General features: G+C 57.7%; 15 protein-coding genes and 2 pseudogenes. 3 read left to right on the top strand and 14 right to left on the bottom strand.

Translation table 11 applies throughout. The features are described from left to right. Nucleotides 1–53: 53 nt before the first annotated feature. A complete protein-coding gene (locus tag RCJ00_RS10235; RefSeq protein ID WP_316221767.1) occupies nt 54–647 on the bottom strand; it encodes an N-acyl homoserine lactonase family protein in 594 nt (197 codons plus the stop codon). Between the two features lie 14 nt (nt 648–661). On the opposite strand from RCJ00_RS10235, the pseudogene RCJ00_RS10230 reads away from it, so the two are divergent. Further along, a pseudogene (locus RCJ00_RS10230) lies at nt 662–819 on the top strand (IS3 family transposase); the annotation flags it as partial. A 145-nt stretch (nt 820–964) separates the two neighbouring features. Continuing rightward, the gene (locus tag RCJ00_RS10225) at nt 965–2,509 is read left to right on the top strand and encodes a carboxylesterase/lipase family protein (protein WP_411267532.1); all 1,545 of its coding nucleotides are present in this window, start codon (nt 965–967) and stop codon (nt 2,507–2,509) included. Between the two features lie 43 nt (nt 2,510–2,552). Here the strand turns inward: RCJ00_RS10225 and RCJ00_RS10220 are convergent, their stop codons facing one another. The 3 genes and pseudogenes from RCJ00_RS10220 to RCJ00_RS10210 form a co-directional block, all read right to left on the bottom strand. Further along, nucleotides 2,553–3,158, bottom strand: coding sequence for a serine hydrolase (locus RCJ00_RS10220; protein WP_316221898.1), 606 nt, complete (start codon nt 3,156–3,158; stop codon nt 2,553–2,555). Nucleotides 3,159–4,416: 1,258 nt separating this feature from the next. Next, nucleotides 4,417–4,608: pseudogene (locus tag RCJ00_RS10215) on the bottom strand (IS3 family transposase); the annotation flags it as partial. Next, nucleotides 4,592–4,813 carry a hypothetical protein gene (locus RCJ00_RS10210; protein WP_316221764.1) on the bottom strand — a complete coding sequence of 74 codons (222 nt, stop codon included), beginning with the start codon at nt 4,811–4,813 and terminating at the stop codon, nt 4,592–4,594. The gene RCJ00_RS10210 and the pseudogene RCJ00_RS10215, both read right to left, overlap by 17 nt. A 307-nt stretch (nt 4,814–5,120) precedes the next feature. On the opposite strand from RCJ00_RS10210, the gene RCJ00_RS10205 reads away from it, so the two are divergent. Next, entirely contained in the window at nt 5,121–6,791 is a 1,671-nt protein-coding gene (locus RCJ00_RS10205; RefSeq protein ID WP_316221763.1) for a methyl-accepting chemotaxis protein, read from the top strand. 36 nt (nt 6,792–6,827) lie between these two features. On the opposite strand, the gene RCJ00_RS10200 is transcribed toward RCJ00_RS10205, so the two are convergent. The 10 genes from RCJ00_RS10200 to RCJ00_RS10155 form a co-directional block, all read right to left on the bottom strand. Continuing rightward, entirely contained in the window at nt 6,828–7,217 is a 390-nt protein-coding gene (locus RCJ00_RS10200) for a carbohydrate porin (protein WP_316221762.1), read from the bottom strand. Next, nucleotides 7,192–7,689 (bottom strand): carbohydrate porin, encoded by a 498-nt coding sequence (locus RCJ00_RS10195; RefSeq protein WP_316221761.1) that lies wholly within the window; start codon nt 7,687–7,689, stop codon nt 7,192–7,194. The genes RCJ00_RS10200 and RCJ00_RS10195 overlap by 26 nt, the downstream gene beginning before the upstream one ends. A 9-nt stretch (nt 7,690–7,698) precedes the next feature. Beyond that, nucleotides 7,699–7,851, bottom strand: a complete 153-nt coding sequence (locus RCJ00_RS10190) for a hypothetical protein (protein WP_316221760.1) — start codon at nt 7,849–7,851, stop codon at nt 7,699–7,701. A 35-nt stretch (nt 7,852–7,886) separates the two neighbouring features. Then, nucleotides 7,887–10,733, bottom strand: a complete 2,847-nt coding sequence (gene galA / locus RCJ00_RS10185; RefSeq protein ID WP_316221758.1) for a beta-galactosidase GalA — start codon at nt 10,731–10,733, stop codon at nt 7,887–7,889. Between the two features lie 53 nt (nt 10,734–10,786). After that, the gene (locus RCJ00_RS10180; RefSeq protein WP_316221757.1) at nt 10,787–12,283 is read right to left on the bottom strand and encodes a CoA-acylating methylmalonate-semialdehyde dehydrogenase; all 1,497 of its coding nucleotides are present in this window, start codon (nt 12,281–12,283) and stop codon (nt 10,787–10,789) included. 4 nt (nt 12,284–12,287) lie between these two features. Beyond that, entirely contained in the window at nt 12,288–13,085 is a 798-nt protein-coding gene (iolB, locus tag RCJ00_RS10175) for a 5-deoxy-glucuronate isomerase (protein ID WP_316221756.1), read from the bottom strand. Then, on the bottom strand, nt 13,082–14,002 hold the full coding sequence (gene iolE / locus RCJ00_RS10170; RefSeq protein ID WP_316221755.1) for a myo-inosose-2 dehydratase: 921 nt from the start codon (nt 14,000–14,002) through the stop codon (nt 13,082–13,084). The genes iolB and iolE overlap by 4 nt, the downstream gene beginning before the upstream one ends. After that, nucleotides 13,999–15,825, bottom strand: a complete 1,827-nt coding sequence (iolD, locus tag RCJ00_RS10165) for a 3D-(3,5/4)-trihydroxycyclohexane-1,2-dione acylhydrolase (decyclizing) (RefSeq protein WP_316221897.1) — start codon at nt 15,823–15,825, stop codon at nt 13,999–14,001. Before iolD ends, iolE begins: the two co-directional genes overlap by 4 nt. Before the next feature lie 14 nt (nt 15,826–15,839). Further along, nucleotides 15,840–17,819 (bottom strand): bifunctional 5-dehydro-2-deoxygluconokinase/5-dehydro-2-deoxyphosphogluconate aldolase, encoded by a 1,980-nt coding sequence (locus RCJ00_RS10160; protein ID WP_316221753.1) that lies wholly within the window; start codon nt 17,817–17,819, stop codon nt 15,840–15,842. 168 nt (nt 17,820–17,987) lie between these two features. Beyond that, a complete protein-coding gene (locus RCJ00_RS10155; RefSeq protein WP_316221752.1) occupies nt 17,988–18,833 on the bottom strand; it encodes a MurR/RpiR family transcriptional regulator in 846 nt (281 codons plus the stop codon). Nucleotides 18,834–18,861 lie beyond the last annotated feature (28 nt).

Here is an 18,861-nt window from a genome sequence, read left to right as displayed (position 1 = left end):
TAACTCTATTGTAGTATGGCGAAGTTCGCGGGCTTCGCCATACTGCTTTTGACCTATTGCGCGCTAGCAGGGAAGCTTGGCAGTTTCGCGATGTCCGCCGGCTCATGTTGGATGATTAGGATTGCCTTGAGTTCCTTGGCCATGGCTTGCAAGCGGTCCATGGAAGCCGAGGTGTCGGCTCGGCTTTTATTAAAAGTCGGTACGCCGCGCTTGGCCCATTGCTCTGAGAAGTGGACAACATCACCCGACAAGAGCACGGCGCCTGTCTTCGGCAGCCGGACGAGAAGAGCCGCCTCACCCTCAGTGTGCCCCGGCGTCGCCAACATGACCACGCTTGCGTCGCCAAACACATCGTGGTCCCCGCGCACTGTCTCGGCCTTTGCCGTACCATCCACCCAAGGCTGGAGCGTAGTGGCCGAAACTGCGAAAGGCAGTGGATCGCTTTTCAAAGCCGCAAAATCCGCAGCCTCCATCAACAGGGTCGCTTTGGGGAAGCTCAAAGCTTGCCCAGTGTGGTCAAAGTGGTTGTGGCTTAGGCCAAGATATTTGATTTGGTCCAGCTTGACGCCTAATTGCGCCAGTTGCGTCGGTAGATCGACTTTGAGCGTAGGACCGAATGCCGCCGACGGATCAACCTTTGCCCCCAAAAGAGCGGCTGGCAGGCCCGTGGCGTAAATTTGAAGCTGTCGAGTTTGCCACCCTCGAGTGGGTCGCTGGTTCAATAACCGAAGGCTGCTTGAGCCTATAGGCAACATACCCACGGCTGAGGCTGAACAAATGTATTATGCCACTCTCGACACCGAAGAGATGGCAGCATAACTTTTATAAACCGGCCTCCGGCAAATCCGGGGCGGTTCAAAACCATACCTACGGCCAACTCAGAGGAGGTGACTCACCCGACGTGGTCAGTGGGCACCTCATTGGATATGTCGGAACGGTCGTCTGACGTAAGCAAGTAAGGGGAATGAGAATGTTACGATCTCGGAATTTGATCTGCGCCTTGGCCGGCCTCACGTGGCTGGCCGCACAGCCGAGCCTAGCTGAAACCTCTACCGCACCCGTCAAAGTGTCTGGGGGGCAGATCGCGGGAATAGTCTCAGACGGCCTCGAAGTCTATCTCGGCGTACCTTTTGCGGCTCCGCCGGTGGGCCGTCTGCGATGGCGCCCCCCCCAACCGGTTATCCCATGGACGGGTATCAAGCCTACTCAAAGCTTCTCACCAGCATGTGCTCCGAACGCTGACTGGTTGCCCAATGCCAAGAGCGAAGACTGCCTCTACCTAAATGTGTGGGCTCCTGAGGGCGCAACACATTTCCCGGTAATCGTATGGATCCATGGCGGTGGTTACTACGGAGGCACGGCGGGGCAATCGTTATTTGATGGTGCCCGCCTAGCGCAGCATGGCGTGATCGTCGTGTCGATGAATTACCGCCTGGGCATTTTCGGCTTCTTTTCTCATCCTGAATTGAGCGCAGAGTCACCGACCAAGACGTCCGGCAATCAAGGGATCGAGGACCAGATCGCGGCGCTGAAGTGGGTGAAGGAAAATATCACGGCCTTCGGCGGCGATCCGAAGCGAGTCACCATCATGGGAGAGTCCGCCGGAGGTGAGTCGGTGGCCATCCTCATGGCTTCACCTCAGGCAAGGGGTCTGTTCCAGCGTGCGATTGCCGAAAGCGGCAACGACGCCTTGCCGATCGATCCAAGCGAGAATGCTCAGTTTGATCGCAATACCGCGGAGCACAAAGGCGAAGCCTTTGCCCATGCGGTGGGGGCGGCGCATCTGGCTGATTTGCGGGCGACGAGTGGCGAGGATCTGAAGAAGGTTGCGTGGTCTCCCCGGACGGTCGTAGACGGTTACGTTCTACGCGAGGACCTGACCACGACCTACCTCCGCCACCGCCAATCCGACGTCCCCCTACTCGTCGGATGGAACGCCCAGGAGGGCAAGGATCTGGCGCCGGAAATCCTGGACACGCGCGACTTCACCGCGGCAAAACACAACGAACTTGTCACGAAGCTTCTCGGCTATAGTCCTTCAGAAACCCTTTTGAAAGCCTACCCCGGTAAAACGGACGACCAAGCCAAAGCGTCTCTCAATCAACTCACCAATGACTGGTGGGGCTGGAGGATGTGGTACTGGGCTGGACTCCAAGCGAAGCACGGCCAATCAAAATCCTACGTCTATTTTTTTGCGCACCTGCCAGCAGAGTTACCGAATTGCGGCTACGGTTGCGGCGTAGGCCATGGCGCTGAAATCCAATATGTGTTCGACCATCTCGATTGGGAAGCGCGTCCCTGGACTGCCGAAGACCGGCGGCTCGCCTCAAAGTTGGGGGAGACTTGGGCGAACTTTGCGAAGACGGGCAACCCCAATGCGACGGGTTTGCCGGCTTGGCCGGTATTCGATGGGTCAAACGGCACGATTCATCGGATCGGCAGTGAGGCCGATCTGAAAACCCTTGGTCAGTTGCCGGACTTCTCGCTTTTCCCTCAGCCACCCAAATAACCTGATTCAATATGGCTGGCATTTTGGCCGCCACGGCAGACATTTAGAGATCGCCCGTACCCCTAGCTTGCTTGACGACGACTCTCACCGGCATGCGACCACGAACCATTGCCTCAAGCAGACGAAAGGCGGTGGGTTCCATGTCGTCGCGGTCGATACTGACATTATTGAGCATGACGACTGTCTCGGGACTGTCCGTCAATCCATACGCCAAGGCGCGGAAGCCGAGATTGTTTCCCGATTCTGCCATGTAGGTCTTTTGGCCGCCGGCGATCAGAACCGCACGCGTACGTCCTCCCAGGGCGTAGCCTTCTTCTCCGCCCGGACCGTGGAAACGCGGGCGGAGCAATGTCTCACGACCTTTAGAGGATAGGAGCCGGTCCTTACGAACGATATCTATCACACGAAACATGCCCGCCGCGTCCATATAGAAGCCGCCAATCATGCCCATGAATGCGGGCACGCCATAGACGAAGGGGGGCTCGGATCGGTCCGCGGATTTGTAATTGGTCGCCGCAAGGGCGTCGGGCGGATTAAGACCCGAAAAAATGCCGCAATGGTCCAAACCGAACGGCGACCACAGAAGGTCGTTGGCCACGTTCCGATACGGTTTCCGCGTGACCGCCTCCACGATCGCCTGAACGATCACCCAGTTCGAGTGAGACCGGCATGAAGGCCAAATCGCCACTGGCGTACAAACGGACCGCCTGCATCTGGTCTATTTTTGGTTCTCTCAGGGTCGGCCGTCGTCTCGTAATAAAAGACGAAAAAAATGCGACAATCCCGCCGTCTGTGTATGGCCTCGTCAGACCCATTTGAAGGTATCACCCAAACTCATATACAGTGCACCTGCTGTTATTGTACAATGCACCTGCTGCTATTCTAGTCTTCCCAATTTCGTTGATCAGTTGTAGTGACCCAGGATGATCAAGTGCTTTAGCAAAAGACTCCGTACGGTACGGTTCACTTAAAAGAGACATCATCGAGGCTATGTTGGCAAGACGGCTTTGATCTAGTTGTTCAGCGGTGAGATTTTCCACCAATCTCTCTGGCGCAGGTTGATCGAGCGGGAACACGGCCGGCTTAGGGAGCGACAATCGCCCCCTCTCCTCTTTCATCTGTATGTTTCATCACGCGGCTCTTACCGTAGTCAGAAATTTGTCCATTTCATGATGAAGTCGTTCTGCCTGTTCCGTAAGTTTACTGGAAGAACTGAGGACTTGAACTACGGCAGCGCCAGTTTGCTCAGCTGCGTTGGCCACACCCGCAATGCTTGAGGTAACTTCAGTTCTGGCGGGGATTGAACCAAGGCAGGTTCGATACGGCTGAGTATCTGCGCATCGGCAAGAGTGAAAAGGAAGTCTGTATTCACGCCCCCTACAATCCGGTTCTAGACAAGCATGGTAATCCGCTCACGCGGTTGAGGGCTACTCATCCGTGGCAGTGATGTCCCCGTTTAGCTAAGGTGCCCGACGCCCTTGAACCTATAGCTCATGATCTGGCTGATCAGGTTGCGATTTGTTGGAAGCGAAGCTCATGATAACCACGGTATTCTCCCCCTAAAAATGAATGGCTTAAATCGCCTTGATCGTGGGCGGGAGACAATCCAAATTTCCTTATATCCTGCAATATCTTATCGGAAACTCTATGTCGCGATACGTACCTTTGCCGGAACGAACCCACTATATAATTAATTGTCGACTCAGCCCTTTGCGGCGGTCTAGCCGGTGCGCGCCGCATTCACTTATGCGTTTTGCCGCTAACGTGCTTGGCATAAAAATAGCCAATGACATTGGAGGCTGCGAAGACTAGGACGTCCAAAGAAACCAAGCCATAGTAGATTTTTTCATCAAGCGATGAATCGTAAAATACTTGATCGGAGTGCGCGATCTCGTGGCGAAGTACAAAGCCACGGGCATGATCAGGAAGTCGCGAGCGTAAAAGAGCTCGGCTTTCAGTCGACCAAAGAAGCCTTTGCATGCGGCGTTATCTTGTGAGCAGCCCTTGCGGGACATTGAGCGAACGAGCTTTGCGGCGCCTATCCTGGTGAGCCAACCCGGCCAGCGATAGTGGGCGCCGCGATCAGAATGAACGATGGGCCTCAACGACCGTCAACGGCAGACCTCCGACTTTCAGCTCACGCGCCAGCCAGATACCCGGCGCAGATGCCTCAATATTCACCCGTACAATCTTAGCCATATAGGCTTTCAAGGCCATGCACAGCGTCTCTGGATCGCTCGCCACACTCGTTTCCAGCACCTTACGGCCGTTCGGAAACGACCACGCATGCGCTCGTCTCGTCAAGTGAAACATCCAATCCCACATGCAGTTCCATTGTGATCTCCTCAGTCAAATACCCCTCGAGGTCATTACAACAGGCTCTCAAATTAGCGCCCTTGTGGTTTCAGATCGCTCTGGCCCGATTTCGGGAGCCATACGCCCTTCCGTACAAAAAAATAAGTCAAGTCGGCTATTATGTGCTGAGAAAACGTGTACGGCGTGCCCCTGAACTTGTAGTAAATTTACGCTCGATTAAGCAAATCACTCGTTTTTGACATCAGGTAACTGGTTAATTGGTTAGTCGGGCCGTAGTATGATCCAAGGAGCTTTCATGGCTTTTTCACTTGCACGTAAATTCGCAATTGCGTCGTTAGCTTTTGTTTTTGCCATTGCTTTCGTAGTGGGCGGCGCCTGGTTCATTTCGGAGCGGCTTGGAACCATTCAGGACGCAGGGGCCAGCGAAGTGCGCAAGGCTATGGATATGCAAAGCCTGGCTGGCAGAGGGGCGGCCATGTACCAGGTCATCGCTGATGGTGAAATCAATCACGAACTGGAACAGACGCGCACCGACTGGCAAACGGCGAAGGCAGAGACCCAAAGCTTGTTTTCCTCGGTAAAAGCTAAGCTCGCGACTGCGGAAGAACGCAAAACATTTGCCGACGCAGAGGCCAATTATTTGAGCTTTGTCGAACTGTTTGAACAAAAAATGCTGCCTGCGCTGGACGCATCAACGGAAATGACACCAGAGATTCGAGCATTAGATGGTCAGCTTGATGACGCGCGTAGCCGCATGACCGCCCCGCTTGACCGCCTGAGAGTGGCCTATGATGCCAGCGCAAAAAAATCTGACATCACCTATGATGATACCCGCAAAAGCTCAATGACTGTCGGGCTAGTGATGGCGCTGATCGTTTCCGGAATTGGCATTGCTATAAACCAGCTTATTGTGCGTGGTGTCACTAAGCCGTTGCAGGCCCTAGCCGCCCTTATCAATAAACTAGCCACGGGCGAACAGGTCAGTGCAATCCCGCATGGTGAACGCTCCGACGAAGTCGGTGACATTGCCCGTGCTATGCGTATATTCAAAGACAATCTGGCCGAAACTGAGCGTCTTCGTGAAAGCACGATCGCCGACGAACGCGCCAAAGCGGCCAGAAATGCGCGCCAACTTGAATTGTTCAAAGTCTTTCAGGAGCGCATTGCTGTTTTTGCCTCATCTTTCGTCGAGGCATCGGGTGAACTCTCCGACTCTGCCCAAAGCCTTGCAGCCACAGCTGAAGAAACGTCACGTCAGGCGCAGGTTGTTGCCGGCGCGGCCGACGAGGCCGCCAACAATGTCCAAACCGCCGCCGCCGCCACCGAAGAACTGACGGCATCCATACAGGAAATCAATTCGCAGGTGACCACGGCCACCCATGTTAGCACAGAGGCTTCCGAAGAAGCGGCCCGTACCGAGACCGATATTCGTTCGTTGTCCGAAGCAGCAAATTCGATTGGCGAAGTCGTCGGCCTTATCACCAATATCGCTTCGCAGACTAATCTGCTGGCGCTTAATGCCACGATCGAGGCGGCGCGTGCGGGCGACGCCGGGAAGGGCTTCGCCGTTGTGGCCTCTGAGGTCAAGCAACTGGCAACTCAAACCGCAAAGGCTACTCGGGACATCAACAACAAGGTGACAGAGATTCAAAATGCTACCCAACGCACGGTCAGTTCAATTGAAAAAATTGTTTCGACCATCGACAATATGCGCAATATCTCAACAAATATCTCCTCGGCTGTTGAGCAACAAGGTGCGGCAACCAACGAAATCGCTGGCAACACATCGCGTGCAGCAGACAGTACGACACAGGTCACTGAGAACATTGCCGGTGTCGGACACGCGGCGGAAATGACCGGTGCCGCATCGGCCCAGCTTATGTCGCTTTCAAGCAACCTGACTGATCAGGCTGGTGAACTACAAAATGAGGTCAAGAGCTTCGTGCAGCAGTTGCAAGCCGCATAAGGGCCGAATTGTCGTGTAAAACCCATCGGTGGACACCTATTTGAAAGCCGCAAGCCCGACCTTGAGACGCGCTCCCACCACCAAGGCGTCATCGACTTGAGGATCACCTGACGGATGACGTATATATTGCACGTCTGGCTGCACGGCCAATCCATCGCTGATCGCATAGCGATAGGTAAGTTCCAAGGTGATCTCGGGCTTTAAATCCATCCCAGCCGCCATAACATAGGGACGGCCAAAATCGGCGTGGGCGACGGCAAAACCTACCGCATCGGAGGCACGGCTAGCGGACGGTCCCGTCCACACCAACCCGCCACCCAGATAGGACTCAATGGACTGAATATCGTGATTGGCCTTGCCAGCACGAATCCAGCCAGACACGCCCCGATCGCTTTCCGGTTCAGGGCGATAGAAATCGTATTTCACCTGCGCTGTTGTTACCCGCCATACCATTGCCATAAAGGCGCTCGGACTTGGCCGTATAGGTCCCCCCCAATTTGAGGTAGCCGCGTTTAAAATCCTGTTCGACCTCAGCGACGACGTGTGTGACGTCACCGTCGTTTAGCTTCACGGCAATGAAGCTGCTATGGTGCAAGGGGTCGCCGGCGCCCCCGTCGAACCCCCCTACTCGCAGCCTTAAGGTTTCGTGGGCCCGCCATTCGCCAACCACCCCGAGAGCCGAGAAAGCAAAGATTGAGGGCCCGCTTCGCGAATAGTCTGGCCCGATGCCGTGCGACGAATTCAGAAACAGCACCCCCGCCTCCTGTACGTCGAACATGCCATTTAGATTGATCAGCCCACCTGTCATCGACCAGCGACCGCTATTCGCCGTCTTGCACACCCATGCTTCAAAGAGACGAACCCCGTGAGGCGCGTCAATATTTGACACTGTTTGCACGTCACCACTTTAACGCTGAGAAAAGCAGCCACCGGCATCGGCTAGCACATAGGCAAAGCCGTCCAAACCGTCGTTGCCCGTCCATGTCGCCGACAGGTCGAGATTAGTCGTGACGCGACCGCCCTTTTTTACGCCGCCTGAAGTTTGGCCTTCACGCGACACTTGGGCGTTGCCGGCCAGTCATATCAATAGCTTCGTCATTTCGGGCCTTTCTGGCGTACAAATACGTTCTGCTTGAAGGCAAAGGGCTTACCGGCCTCGGTCCGAAACAGTAGGTTGACGCGGCGCTCGCCCTTGCCAGGCGCTATCGGCACGGTAAGCGCGCCCTCTGCGCTATCCGTCTTACGGCCGACCAAGGTGTCCCCGTCGAAGACATCGACCGCACCGGTGATACTGGGAAAGTCGATAGCGCCGCCTTCGACCTGAACCTTGGCGTGGGGAACGTAGCGGTGCGAAATCAGGGTATAGCCGTCCTTGGGTTGCGGATCGTGCAGCCATCGCGGACCGAAATCGTCCCAGTGCGTCATGTCGGTCGCCATGTTGGCTTTCGCGGCCTCATAGCTGTTGGCCTCCGGCGCGCAATACCAATAGTCGAGAACCTGGATCGAAGGCAGCCCCGCCTGACGGGCGGGTGGCACTTTGGGCAGAACCTTGAGGGTCAGCGTGACGAATTTCAATCCGGGGGCTGTCGCGGTCAGAGTCAGTTGCTTTGACTGAGCGCCGACCTGAACAATGACCTGGGCCAGGCCGTTGAACAGCGAGCGCGTCGTCCCTTTTTCCGGCTCAAAACTGTTCGGATCGCCGTTGCCCAAGCCGATAATGTCGCCGCCCCTGATCTGGAAAGTGAGCCTGTCTTGCGCCAGCGGCACGACCCGCCCGTGCGCATCGATCGCTTCGATACGCATCGGCACCACATCCAGTCCGTCACCGAACACCGTATCGCGATCGGGTTCGATCCGCAGGCTTACCGCTGGCCCCGTTGTCTCCACCTGGGTACGGGCAATCACCTGGCCGGCGCGATACCCGACGGCCTCAAGCCGGCCTGGGCTATAGACGACGCGCCATTCGTTCATCTCATAGGGATCGGCCTTTTGTCGACCCAAGGATTGACCGTTAAGGCGTAGCTCAACCTCGTCGAGATTGGTGCACACCATGACCTTTATCGTCTGGCCCACCTTGTCGGGCCAGTTCCAATGCGGCTCAATGCGCAGGATCGGCCTGACGGCCGCCGGCACCCACTGCGCCTGATGAATCGAGGCTGCCGCCTTGTCGAAGCCGCACAGATCCATGATGCCGTACATCGACGAATTGGTCGGCCATCCCCACGGCGACGGTTCGCCATGGTAGTCAAAGGCGGTCCATACGAAACCCCCGGCGATGAAGTCGCGTTCAGCGATCATCTTCCACGATCCGCGATGTGTCGCCCAGCCTTTGGGCGGATCGTCATAGCCTGATGTCAAATGCCGGGCCTCGTCATGTTCGAAAACGCCGCGAATGCTATAGGCGCTGGTATCCTCCGACGAGGTAAGCGGATAGTCGGGATGCCGGGCGTGAAACGCATCATAGCTGTCCTGATTGTAATTGAATCCGACGACATCCACGGCCTGTGCCACATTGATATCGGCAAAAAAGCCCCCGTTCATCGCCGCGGTCACCGGACGCGAGGTGTCAAGCGTCTTGACCTCGTGAACCATGCGCTCGACCATCTTGAAGCCAGCCTCGGAGCTCTGCATCGGTTCTTCGTTGAACACCGACCACAGGATGACGGACGGATGATTCCGATCCCGCCTGACCATCCAGCGGAGTTGCTCCATATACTCCGGGGCTGGATTGAAGCGGCGATTTTCGTTCATGACCATCAGGCCGTAACGGTCGCAGAGATCGAGCACGACGCGCGTCTGTGCATTATGGGTCGCGCGAATGGCGTTGCAACCCAGCGCCTTAAGACGCCGGATGCGGAAATCCCACAGGGAGTCAGCGATCGCCGTCCCCACACCGGCATGGTCCTGATGCAGACATACGCCCTTGATCTTCAGTGGCGTGTCGTTGAGGAAAAAGCCATTCTGCGCATCGAAGCGCTGTGAGCGAAACCCGCAGGTCGTCGTCACGGCATCGAGACAGGTTTCCCCCTCCAGCAACCGCGTCTCAACGAAATAAAGGTAGGGTTCATCCGGACTCCATAGTTGCGGATCAATGACCGGCAGTTCGAGGCGCGCTATAGCCCGGTCGAATGGCCTTAGGGTCACGGCGGCGCGGCGCGAAATAACCCTCCCCCCACGGCTGTCCCTCAGAGTCACTTCGGCAGTGACAGCCTTCTCGCCCTTTTCAGCATTGGCCATAGTGACTTCGACCGGGAGGCTCCAGCCGCTGTCCACCTTGACCGGATGGGCGAAAACTCCGTCGGTAACTATATGCGCTGCGTGACGTTTAACGACACGTACCGGACGATAGAGGCCACCCCCCTCATACCACCAACCTTCCATCGCCGTCGCATCGATACTAATGGCCAGGGTATTGACTTCGGCGCCATAGGTGACAAACGGCGTCAGATCGGCATAGATTTCATTATAACCGCTCCAGTTATGGCCTATGAGATTGCCATTGAACCATATGGTGGCGTTGGTCGCCGCACCCTCGATTTGCAATTCGATATGCTTGCCATCGTCAGATTTATCGAAACGCAGCACATTGCGATACCAGACAATGCCACGGCGGCGATACCCTTCGGCACGGTTGGCGTCCTTGTCCAAGGGGCGAAAGCTGACGAAATCGTGCGGCAGTGTGACAATCGGCCATTCGCTATCGTCGAAGCTGGCAGCGGCTGCCCCCCAGGCTTTTCCGGCCTTTGCATTATCGTAGGAGTTATCCTGGCTGAGAATTTCCGGAAAGGGAATATCGCCATCGTAAAAACGCCAGCCCTGATCAAGCAGCAGGTCTTCTCGGGCTGAGGCCGCCACATCAGACGGCGTCTGAGCGTAAGAAACCGGCGCTGTGGCGGTCAGCGCCAACCCGCCGACACCTTGCAAAAGCTCCCGCCGATTCATTACCCTCTCCCTCTGGTTCTTTTAGAGCCCCTGCCCTTCGTAGCCATTGCGCTCTACAGTCTGGGAATTACCAAACTCTGATCGAACAATTCCCCTTCTGTCGGCCAACGCTGGGTGACCGTCTTGGTTTTGGTGTAGAAGCGTACCCCGTCCATGCCATACTGGTTAAGGTCACCAAAACCGGACCGTTTCCACCCGCCGAAGCTGTGGTACGCGACCGGTACCGGGATCGGCACATTAATGCCCACCATGCCCACCTCGACCGAATGGGCAAAGGCACGGGCGGCCTGACCGTTACGGGTAAAAATCGCTACGCCGTTGCCGTAAGCGTGCTGCGACGGATAGGCCATGGCCTCGTCCAGGGTTTCAGCGCGAACCATTTGCAGCACCGGGCCAAAAATCTCGTCCTGATAGCTTTTCATCTCCGGCCGGACGTGATCGAACAGGGTCGGGCCGACGAAGAAGCCATCTTCATGACCTTGCAGCGTGAACCCGCGACCGTCGACCACCAATTCGGCCCCCTCTTCCACGCCCATGGCGATGTATGAGTTTATGCGCGCCTTGTGCGCAGCGGAAACGACAGGTCCATACTGGGCCTCCGTGTCTGTGCTGACGCCGACACGCAGACCATCAATCGCCGTGATGAGACGCTCACGCAGAGCCTCCGCCGTCTTGGCGCCGACCGGCACGACGACCGGCAGCGCCATGCAGCGCTCGCCGGCGGAGCCATAGGCCGCGCCGATAATGTCCAGAACCGTCTGGTCGAGATCGGCATCCGGCAGAACAATGCCATGGTTTTTGGCGCCGCCCATGGCCTGGACCCGTTTTCCCTTGGCTGAGGCGCGGGCGTAGACGCTTTGGGCGATGTCGGAGGAGCCAACGAAGCTGATGGCCTTAACATCCGGGTGGTCGATAAGGGCATCGACCGCCAATTTGTCGCCATGCACCACATTGAGCACGCCCGCCGGCAAGCCGGCTTCCTCGAACCATTGCGCCAATTTGACCGGTACCGACGGCGCACGTTCCGAAGGCTTGAGAATAAAGGCATTACCAGAGGCAATGGCCGGCCCCATCATCCACAACGGAATCATGGCCGGGAAGTTGAACGGGGTGATGCCGGCCACAATGCCCAGCGGCTGACGCATGGAATAGACGTCGATGCCTGTCCCGGCCGCGGCGGAATATTCCCCTTTCAGCAGGTGCGGGATTCCGCAGGCGAATTCGATGACTTCCAGTCCGCGCAAGATGTCGCCGCGGGAGTCGGCTAGCACCTTGCCATGCTCGCTGGACAACAACCGCGCCAATTCATCCATGCGGTCGTCCAGAATGCGTTTGAATTCGAACAGAACGCGCGCCCGGCGCTGCGGGTTCATCGCCGCCCAGACGGGTTGGGCGGCTTTGGCGACGGCGATGGCATGTTCAACCTCGGCCTCGGAAGCCAACGCGACACGTGCCTGAACACGCCCGGTATTAGGGTCGTAGACGTCCGAATAACGGTTGGACGTCGCCTCGACAGCAGCGCCGGCGATATGGTGGGTGATGGTATGCATGCGTCTAGCCTTTACGCAGCATCCATTCGTGCTGCGGATCGTTGTGGAACATCCACCGGCGCTCAGGGCCGGCCATGACGTTGAGATAATAGAGATCGTAGCCGTGAGGGGCGCCGACAGGATGGTAACCTTTCGGCACCATGACGACATCGCCATCTTCGACACAGACGGTCTCGTCCAAACTGCGGTCATCCGTATAAACGCGCTGGAAGGCGAACCCTTGCGGCGGATTCAGGCGGTGATAATAGGTCTCCTCCAATCGCGTCTCACTATCGCGCGCCGTATCGTGCTTGTGAGGCGGATAGCTCGACCAATTGCCGCCGGGCGTCACCACTTCGACCACAAGGAGGCTATGAGCTGGCCGGTCCTCAGGCAGGATATTGCGGACATGGCGCGTATTGCTGCCCTGCCCTCTGACCTCGCGCGACATGTCGCCAGTTGGAATGACGCGGGAGACATAGTCTTTGCTACCGGGTGCCGTGCACAGAGCAATTTCCGAGGCAGTCACCGCTTCGATATGCACGGCATCGCCGACGGCGACGTAGGCAGCACCCGGGGCTGCGTCCTCGAAAACGGAGGAACGCCCGCCTATAGTACCGAAATCCACATTACCGGCGGCAAGGCGCGCCTGGCCGCTTAACACCACAACACAGGTTTCACGATCGTCGCCCGCCGCGTCATACACCTGGTCCGCGCTCAGGCGCAGCATCTTGAACCCGACATAGGTCCAACCGGCGGACTGCGGCGTGATGTCTATTACCACGCCGCTTGCTGCCTGTGGGCGGACGCGCAGCGAGCTCATGCTGCCGCCGTTTCGATCAGGCCAGCCGCAGCGGCCTCACGTTTCAGCGTCTTCAGGCCAATGTCAGCATAGGCGCGCGGATCAGCCTTGGCGGGGTCCTGTTCGGCTTCGACGATAATCCAGCCAGAATAGTCGATGCGTTTGAGATCGCGCATCAGACGGCCATAGTCGATTTCGCCGTCGCCCGGCACGGTAAACATGCCCTCCAACACCCCATTGAGGAAACTGTCGTGGTCGCCGGCCGTGCGCGCGAAGACATCGCGCCGGATGTCCTTGCAGTGCACATGATTGATACGCCCAGGTGCCGCTGCGATAACCGCAAACGGATCGATACCGCCCAGGACCGCATGACCGGTATCAAGCGTCAGACCGACAGTCTCGCCGGTATTGGCAATGAAGGCGTTCAGATCGGCTTCATCTTCGACCACGGTGCCGAGATGGTGGTGATAGGCAAATTTCAGACCCTGCCCGACAATGTAGTCGGCGACGTCGGTCAGGCGGCGGCCGTACTGCACCCAATCCGCCGCAGCCAGATGCGGGCGCGTCTTAAGCGCCGTGGACTTCTGGCCGTGGATGGCATTGCTGGTCTCGGCTATGATAAAGACCTGACTGCCCATAGCTTTGAGCAGGTCAAGATGGCCCTGCAACAGCGCGATTTCCGCTTCGGCGGTGCGCGTCAGCAATTCGGCGCTGTACCAGCCACCGACGAGTTTCAGATTGAAGCCGCCAAGCAGGGCTTTGAGCTCAGCCGGCGTCTTGGGAAAGCGGCCGCCGAGTTCTACACCCGTGAAGCCGAGTTCGGCAATATCGCGCAGCACATGGTCCAGTGGCGTATCGGCGCCCAGTTCGGGCATGTCGTCATTGATCCAGGCAATGGGGCTGACGCCGAATTCGATCGAGGGGGCTTCTGTGGTCACGCTTGGGGTTTCCTCTTGATTTCGTTGAGCTTATCATCATAGGCGGCGCGCGCGTTTCTGACTTCGGTCCGATCAGATGTTTGAGGCACCGCGACATCCCACCAGGCGCCGCCCTCAGCCGTCGACGTGGCGGGGTCGGTATCGATCACCACCACCTGGACCCCACCTTCGACCTGGGCGCGACGCACCGCAGCTTCGAGTTCCGCCAGGTCGCCCGCCTTTCCGGCCTTGGCGCCGAGGGCGCGGGCGTGCCCGCTGAAATCGATGGCCGGCAAGATATGGTGGCGCGCATCCTTGAGAAGATTGTTGAAGCCAACCCCGCCCGTCGCCCGTTGCAAGCGATCGATACAGCCAAAACCGCGATTGTCGACCACCACGATGATCAGGTCCAGGCCAAGCATGACCGCCGTCGCAATCTCGGAATTCATCATCAGATAGCTGCCGTCGCCGACAACCACACAGACAGGGCGCTGCGGCTCAGCCAGCTTGACGCCGACGCTACCAGCGATCTCGTACCCCATGCACGAAAAGCCGTATTCCAGATGGTAGGCACCGGCCTCTCGCACGCGCCACAGTTTATGCAGTTCGCCAGGCAAGCCACCGGCGGCGCAAACCATGACCGTGTCCGGATCCAGCGCACGTTCCAGAGCCCCAAGAACCTGAGCGTCCGTTGGTAACGCGTCAGATGCCGCGAACAGGCGATCGGTGGTGTCGTTCCATTGCGTCTTATAGGCCTGAGCCGTTTGCAGGGAGTCCGCAGGCGCTGTCCAATCACCGAGCGCCGCCGATAGCGCGGTCAGGGCCGCACCGGCGTCAGCCTGGACACTGATGGCGTCGAACTTGGCGGCGTCACATAGATTGGCATTAATCTGAATCAATCGCGCCTGTGGATTGAACAGCGCCGCCGAGCCCGTTGTAAAATCCTGCAACCGCGTCCCCACGCCGATGACAACATCGGCGCGACGCACCGCTTGGTTAGCCGCTTCGGTGCCGGTGACGCCGACGCCGCCCATATTATGCGAAAAGTGCCACGGGATCGCACCCTTGCCGGCCTGGGTCTCGCCAAAGACCAAGCCATGACGGGTGACAAAGTCGGCCAAGACGGCTTCGGCCCCGCTATACTTGACCCCGCCGCCAGCGATAAGCATGGGCGATTTTGCGGTCTTGAGCACCGACACCGCGTCGGCGACATCGCGCGGGTCAGGCTGGGGCGCACGCACACGCCAAACCTTGCGAGCGAAAAAGGCTTCGGGATAGTCGAAGCTTTCCGCCTGAATATCCTGGCACAAGGCCAGGGTTACCGGTCCGCATTGCGCCGGATCGAGCAGCACGTTCATGGCGGCTGGCAAAGCTTTCAGAATTTGCTCCGGACGCGTGATGCGGTCGAAATAACGTGAGACCGGCCGGAAACAGTCGTTGGCGGAAACCGTAGCATCGTCAAAGGCTTCTATTTGCTGCAAGACCGGATCGGGCCGGCGGTTGGCATAGACATCGCCCGGCAAGAACAGCACGGGCAGGCGATTTACGTGCGCCAGGGCCGCCGCCGTGACCATATTCGTGGCGCCCGGGCCGATCGAGGTTGTGCACGCCATAGCGCGACGACGCGCCGTCTGCTTGCTGAAGGCGATCGCGGCATGGGCCATAGCCTGCTCGTTGTGTGCCCGGTAGGTCGGCAAAACATCCGCCATCGGCTGGAGCGCTTCGCCCATACCAGCCACATTGCCGTGGCCGAATATGGCCCAGACCCCGGCGAAGTAAGGCACTTCCTCGCCATCAATAACGATAAACTGCTGGCTTAGGTAACGCACCAGCGCCTGAGCCATGGTCTGCCGCAGTGTCACGCCGCCCGCTCCTCTCCGCGCCGCACAAGCGTCCAGGCTTCAACCAGATTGGTGAAACGCCGAGACAGTTCCGCCACCGCCCCAGCATCGTCAAGCATATCGGCCAGCCAGGCCGCCGCGACGTCCTGAAAGATCGTACGTCCCACAGCAAAGCCCTTAATGCAATCGAATCCGGCGGCGACCTCAAAAGCCTTTATCAACTCGGATTCGGGCGCATTGAGGCCCAGGATCAGAACACCACGGCAGTTCGGATCATGGGCGTCGATCACGGCCTGCACATGTTGCCAACCGGCCTTCTCCTTTTGAGACTCCAGCTTCCACCAGTCCGGACGGATTCCCAGAGCGTAAAAACGTTCAAGCACGCGACTTATTGTGGTGTTATCCATCGGCATGTCCGCCGGTGGAATGACTTCCAGCAAAAGTTCATGATCGGTCTTGCGGCAAGCGTCCTGCAGACGCAACAACTGCTCTTCCTGAAGTCGGCGCATCGGCTCCGCGTCATCCGGATGGTAAGACACCAGGCATTTGACCACATGATTCAGCGGCCAGGTGGCAATCTCCATGCCAACATCAGGGGAGCCTTCAAATTCTATCGGGCGCGACTTGGGCAGTTCGATCGGCCGGCCGATCCAATAGGGGTAAGCAGCCGCTTCCATCAAGGCACCGCCACCCAGACGGCCATCGAGTAGGATGCCGAAACTGCCGTCGCCATCCGCCACGCTATCGACAGCTTGCAACGCCAACTGCTTGAAACGCGGAATACGCGCCGCATCTGCGCCTTGAACGTCCGCCAGCTCCTCCAGTTGGATGCGATGATCGATGGCAAGGACCTTGAGTGCTTTATAGTGTCTGGGCCGGCGCTGCGCCCAGTTGAGATTATCCAACATGAGTCGCAACGCTTCGCTGACCGGCCAAGCCCCCGCATTCATGAAAAGATCGAGTTCCGCTTCGGTCGGCATAGCCGGCGCACAGCCATGACGCGAAACGACCAGAGCGCCGGCGGCATTGCCACGACGGCCACAAGCCGCCAGATTGGCCCCGCGCAACCAGCCGCTGACGAAGCCTGCGGCAAAGGCATCGCCGGCGCCAAGCACATTAAGCACCTCGACGGCAAAGCCTGGAACATGAAGGGCCTGGCCGCGCTCGGTCGCGCCGGAATAGATGAAGCAGCCCTCCGGGCCCGCCTTGCACACGATGACCGCAGCGCTGGCCGCACGCACATTACGCAGGGCCTCCGTCAGGTCTTCGGCGCCACCAAGAATGCGAATTTCTTCTTCGGTCCCAATAATCAGATCGCACAACGGTGCGACCGTCCGCAGCTTTTCCGTGACCTCCCCGGCCAAGACAAAGCGATTCTCGCCCTGATCCTTTTTCGTCAGCCCCCACAGCACAGGGCGATAATCGATGTCGAAAATGACCTTGCCGCCGGCCGCCTTGACGGTCTCGGCCGCCAGGCATGACATGGCATAAACGTTGTCACGCGACAGATGCGTACCGTTGATCAAAACGGCCTTGGAAGAGCGCAGCCAGTCCAGGTTAATGTCTTCCGGGCCCAGCGCCATATCCGCACAGTTCTCGCGATAAAAGATCAGCGGGAACGTATCCTTGTCCAGAATACCCAAAATCACGAGCGCTGTCAGGCGTTGGGGGTCACGACGAACCGCCGAGATATCCACACCTTCGGCTTCCAGGGTCTCCAGAATGAAACGGCCCATATGGTCATCGCCAACACCGGATATCAGTCCCGTACGAAGTCCCAACCGCTGAGCGCCGATGGCGGTATTCGTCGGCGACCCACCGACATATTTGGCAAAAGACGCCATATCCTCAAGGCGGCCGCCGATTTGCTGGCCGTACAGATCGACGCTAGAGCGCCCAACGGTAATAAGATCAAGGCCCGGCATCTTGGATATCTTGCTCGATTCCAGGGACGAAGTCGTTGTTTTATCCGAATTGTGTGCGTCTGTATTGGACATAGTGCGTGTTGCCAGCGGCTGGAGGAAATGCCGTCAGACGGCTCCGACCTGGGGCCGGAGTGGAAATATTGTTCTATTTTTATATTTTTGCAATTGCCATTTCAACTTTGTGGCACAAAAAACCCGTTCTTGCGACAGAAAACGTCGCAACATATTGTAATCGTTCAATTAATTTGTTTCGCCGCCCGAAGCTAAGCGAAAAGCATAAGCAATGACGAGGCTTTGAACCAGGCACATGGCAGATGCCAAAGACCGGAAATTACGGACTTCCGCTTCGCGAACGATCAAGGACAGTTTAGCGAGCTTCGCCAACGGACTCAGAGGGGAATCGGTAATGGTGAAGACAGGCGCCCCACGTTCATTGGCCGCCTGTATGCAGCCAAGTGTTTCCTCGGCATAACTCTGATAGCTTATCGCCAGCAACAAGTCGTCGCCGTCAATGGTATTAATCGCCTGCTTCTGAAACGCGCCGACACCATCAATAAAAACAGTCTTTTTACCTGTCTGTTGCAGCGAATAGGCCAGATAGGCCGCCACAGGAAAGGTCCGGCGCACAGCCACGATATAGACGACCCTCGCGGCATCCATGCCATCGATAAACCGATCAAAGACCTCGGCCTGAAACGTATCCGTCAGATTGCTCAATGCCAAACGATCCGCTTCGGCATGTTCGCGCAAGATGTCGATACCACCGGCATATGCGCCGCTTGACCGGTCCTTAAATTGCCGGACCCGCTCACCATAGGCGAGATTGGCGTGATTGAGCAGAAGATCTTCCCGGATCAGGCGCTGCATCTGGTTGGCGCCGGAAAAGCCTAGATTCTTGGCAAACCGCACGACGGCGGACGGTTGCACGCCAGACCGCTGCGACACGACGGCCAAAGTCTCAAACGCCAGGTCATCGGGCTGATCAAGGACAAAGCGGGCGACCTGCTTCATCCGTTTGGAAAGACCATCGTAGGATTCGAGTATCTGCGAACGCAGCGCTTCGGCGGACGCGGGGGCCGTTGTCATATTGTTTTCCGTGACCAAATTTCCATTA

The organism is Asticcacaulis aquihabitans (assembly GCF_032490435.1).
In the GTDB taxonomy this organism is placed as follows: Bacteria; Pseudomonadota; Alphaproteobacteria; order Caulobacterales; family Caulobacteraceae; genus Asticcacaulis.
Note: the sequence above shows the minus strand (reverse complement) of the source record. Positions and strands in the feature narration are given on the sequence as shown.